Below are 3,951 nucleotides of genomic sequence, written 5' to 3' on the forward strand. Positions count from 1 at the left end.
GGAAAGCTCAAGACGTTCATTCTCGATGGAACGAAAGACGAACCCTCTCTGGTCTTCAAAATGAGGGCCATCCGCCTGACGCTCCGGTCGGAACCTCCAAAGAGTGGCATCCTCCTTGCGGAACTCGAAGACCTGGAAAATCTCGTCTTCGGCCTCCCAAGCAGTGACCCCATCGGTGTGCGGGTGGACAGGTTGTACCGGACCTGCGTTGACCCAACAAAAGCGGCAGGTTTCACCGTTTCGGTTCCCAAAGGGACGCTTGTGAAAGTAGCCCTTGAGGTCGACCTCAATTCCGAGAAGAACGAAGAGGGAGATCCGGTTCCCTACGTGGTCCTGGAAGATGTACGGGTGGAGGGTATACTCGTCATTGCGAAAAATGCTCGAGGAGAAGGAAGAATCGCCAAAATTCGCCGCCGAGGTGCCTTCGGGCGACCCGGACGTATCGAAATCGATTTTGGAACGGTAGAGGCAGTCGATGGAACCCCGATTCCCCTCACCATGGGCGAGCGGGCCATCCAGGAGAACAAGGCTATGGCATACGCTGTGGGAGCAAGTATTGCTGGATTGGCTATTTTTGGTCCTGTGGGAGCTGTGGCTGGGGTTTTCATCCAGGGTGAACCGGCAAGGGTGGAGAAAGGAAAGGAGTTCTACCTTGAGGTTGCCGAGGAGAGAGAAGTGGTTGGACCTCTTGAGGGGCTACAGCCTCCTGAAGCGGGAGAAACCCAGGAGGCCATTCCAGAACCGACTCCCTCTGAGAGTGAGACCCAGTGGGAAACCGAAGAAACCGGGGAAATTGAAGAAGTCGAGGAAACTCCCCAACCCTCAGAGACTCCTCAAGTAGAAATAGAAATCCTACCTTTTGAGGAATGGTGAAAGGGGTGGCACCGTGAAGAGATTCGTTCTTTTTGGGATTGTGGCACTCTTCATCCTTTCTGGGCTTTCAAGTCTCTGGGCTGAAACCCGCGACTACGACAAAATCTACAAGGACACTGTGGCCCGATGGACACGCTCGGTAACCGTCCGGAACAGCTTCAGAGTTTCGGCCCTTTTCTGGAACGAAGAAGTAACCCAGGCATGGGTGGCCAAGTACGGGAAGGAAAACCTTTTGTCTGCAGAAGAGCAGCTTGCCTATCATCGGGATTTCATCCAGCGAGAACGCCTCGGTCGCTACCTTGTCTTCGAGGTAACTCTGAAAAAACTCAAGGGTGCACCTCTCTATCCTTTGCGGTTTGCCCAAAACACTTACCTTGTGGACGATAGGGGACGAAAACTCTTCCCCGCTGATTACGACAAGGGCTTCGAAGAGAAGATTCTCCGGGAGTTCACTGGAAAAATCTATTTCCCCCGTTTCGACAAGGATGGGAATCCCTTCATCACCCCGGAAACTCGCTACATTATCCTCCATTTCACCCAGCTCTCCCCAGAGGCATCGCTCATTGCCCAGGAGATTGAGCTCCGTTTCGATAACCCCTACATACCCCCGGATTTCTCCCGACCTGAGTGGAAGCCACTCCTTGAGGAAGAAATCCTTCGCCTTGAGGAACGCCTGAAGGACATAGAGTACCGGAAAAAGCAGCTTGAGGAGAACATGAAACGGCTTGAGGACGAGGAAAGGAGGGTCACCGAGCGCCTCGAAGAACTCAAGCGTATGCAGCATGGGGAGTGATTTCTCTTGTCCTGATCTTTAGCGTCTCTGTCTTTGCTGCGGAAGGTGTTCGCATCAGAGCGGAGACCCTTCTTTACGATGAGGCCCAGGAGGTCATCGAGGCCTCGGGGGGAGTCAGGGTGGAGTGGGAAGACCTCTCCCTCTCCACAGAGCGTGTTCGCTTCGTTATCCCTACCTCTGAGGTTTTCGTCGATACCCCCTTTGTGGCCTCCATCCAAGGGGCAAGAGTCGAGGGAGAAGCACTCTACTTCTCTTTTGCCAGGCGTGAAGGATGGGTAGAAAAGGCGAATCTCCTCTACTCTCTCCGAGAGCGAGGGGAGCTCTTCTTCCGAGGGAGGCGCCTCGCGTACATTCAGGGAACCTGGAAGGGAAACGATGTCCTCTGCACCGGGTGTCGAAGAGAACCCCCTCTTGTAAGCCTCCGGGCAAAGGAAGTTACGGTTTTCCCTCAGGGAAAAGTAGTTATTGAAGGACTTGCCCTTTACATCCGGGACCGAAAGATCCTCGAGATTCCCTGGTACACGAAAACCTTAGGGCGAGGCGGTGGGAGCTTTCTTCCTGCCTTAGGGTTTTCAAGGCAAAGAGGTTGGTACACGGGATTCCGCTACGAGTATGCGTTTTCCCCAGAGGTTCTCTTCCTTGCCCGTTATACCATAGCAACCCAGGGAGGACAGCTCCTCCAAACCGATATTACCATCAACGGGGAAAACTTGAAAGGACAGGTTTTCTGGGACACTCGTTTCTCCGGGAACGATACCGTAGGTATCGCCGCGTCCCTCAAGAAAGGCGACTTTTCCCTCCTTGTCATTGCTACCCGAAACGAGGCCGTCAACTCCCAAACCCTTTCTCGTTCCCCCCAAATTGTTGCCTCCTTCACCGAAAGCCTCTCTGACACCTTTACGCTCTCGGGAGCTTTCAGTTATGGGTACTTTGCCACTGAAACTTTCTCCAGTCCTCGCTTCGATGCCCGCCTCACCCTCTCCTTCAAGGAAGAGAACTTTGGAGCAAAAATCTTCGGATGGGGGACGTGGCTTGACGGGGGGTACCTTGGGCGTTTCGGGGGTGAGGCGTTCTGGGAAAAGGACCTCTCGCCGAACTTTTGGGCACGTTTCTCCCTACGCTTCGTCGAGGGTGACTACTCACCCTTCTTCTTCGATTTGCAGCCAGAATCCTTAGCGTCCTTCGAGTTCCTCTGGGGGGAAGAAGAGGGAAGTTTCCTCCATATTCGGGGACGGTACGACCTCAGAGCGCAGGGTTTTCGCGACTGGACGGTGGGCATTGGCCTTGGAAACGAAAACATATCCTTTGGGGTCGAAGGGGTGTACGCTCAAGGGTCCTTCACGGAACGCCGGTACTTCCTGCGCAAGAGAATCGAGGACTGCGCGGAGGTGGAAATGTCCTTCCTTGACCCTGAGGGGAGTTTTTTCGTTGCTTTGAATCTCTCGGGCTTTGACGCGTCCCGCCGAGCGGAAAGCCTCTTCGAGGAAGAGGAACCCTTCGACCCTTTGGGTTTCAAGAGAGACCTCGACACGCCATGATGCGCCGAATTCTCACAGTAAGTGCACTCCTTTTGGCCCTCATTTTCGGAGGAACCCTTGGGTACGTTTTCCTTGAGGGCTGGTCCTTCCTTGACGCCCTGTACATGACGGTTATTACCCTCACCACCGTGGGGTTCCAGGAAGTCCACCCCTTGAGCACTGCCGGAAGGGTTTTCACCATCGGTATCGTGGGCTCTGGAGTGCTCCTTGTGACCTATGGAGTGACTTCCCTTGTAGCTCTCCTTTCGGAGGGAAAACTCGGTGAATATCTGAGAAAACGCGAGGTGAAACGCATGCTCGAAACCATAAAGGGGCATTTCATCATCTGCGGGTGTGGAGTGGTGGGAAGCGAAGTTGTGGCGTACTTTGAGCGGGCCCGAGTTCCGTACGTGGTCATTGAAAAGGATCGGGAGAAAATCGACCGGGTGCTCCTCACCATTCCCAATCTCCTCTTCATCGAAGGCAACGCCACCGAAGAGGAAATTCTCAAGGAAGCGGGTATCGAGCGAGCTCAAGGGCTCCTTGCCCTTGTTGGAAGCGACCCCGAGAACGTCTACATTACCCTTACCGCCCGGCACCTTAACCCGCACCTTCGGATTGTCGCCCGAGCAATCGCTCCTGAATCCATAGAGATTCTCCGCCGCGCCGGGGCAAACTACGTTATCTGTCCCCAGAAAATCGGGGCCATTCGCTTAGCCGCAGCAGCCCTCCGGCCTCAGGCTTCCTGTTTCCTCGACCTTCTCCTTC

The 3,951-nt window shown here is 54.5% G+C and carries 2 protein-coding genes and 2 pseudogenes (1 of these 4 only partly in view); all 4 read left to right on the top strand.

Annotated features, from left to right (window positions below; translation table 11 throughout):
* Window positions 1-873, top strand: an 873-nt coding sequence (locus H5U36_04875) for a hypothetical protein (protein ID MBC7217489.1), incomplete at its 5' end; no start/stop codon positions are given.
* Window positions 874-952: 79 nt separating this feature from the next.
* Window positions 953-1,666, top strand: a pseudogene (locus tag H5U36_04880) (hypothetical protein).
* 212 nt (window positions 1,667-1,878) lie between these two features.
* Window positions 1,879-3,204: a hypothetical protein gene (locus H5U36_04885; GenBank protein ID MBC7217490.1), complete on the top strand. Its 1,326-nt coding sequence runs from the start codon at window positions 1,879-1,881 to the stop codon at window positions 3,202-3,204.
* Window positions 3,201-3,951, top strand: a pseudogene (locus H5U36_04890) (potassium channel protein); it runs 240 nt beyond the window's last position. The gene H5U36_04885 and the pseudogene H5U36_04890 overlap by 4 nt, the downstream one beginning before the upstream one ends.

Origin of the sequence: Candidatus Caldatribacterium sp., from assembly GCA_014359405.1 — a bacterium.
GTDB classification, from domain to species: domain Bacteria; phylum Atribacterota; class Atribacteria; order Atribacterales; family Caldatribacteriaceae; genus Caldatribacterium; species Caldatribacterium oleiphilum.